This is a genomic window from Aliivibrio sp. 1S175, assembly GCF_001690985.1.
GTDB lineage: Bacteria > Pseudomonadota > Gammaproteobacteria > Enterobacterales > Vibrionaceae > Aliivibrio.
Window position 1 is genome coordinate 1 of sequence record NZ_MAJS01000063.1, and the last position, 230, is coordinate 230.

The following is a 230-nucleotide window of genomic DNA, read 5'->3' on the forward strand; positions in this document are numbered from 1 at the left end:
CTGGCGCAGTAACAGAAGAAACACAACTTCATACCTCTGGCACACTGACTGTTACGGATGTCGATACTGGCGAAGCGCACTTCTCAAGCACAGATATTATCGGCTCACTAGGCACGTTACATCTAACTGATTCAGGCGCATGGACATACGATTTAGATAACACCAACCCGACCGTTCAAGCGTTAGGTAAAGGCACGACAGCTACCGATACCATCACCGTTCATTCAGCC

At 48.7% G+C, this 230-nt stretch carries 1 protein-coding gene; it reads left to right on the forward strand.

Annotation, left to right across the window (positions count from 1 at the left end; genetic code table 11):
• On the forward strand, positions 1–230 hold a 230-nt coding region (locus A6E06_RS14645; protein WP_218066039.1), incomplete at both ends, for a VCBS domain-containing protein.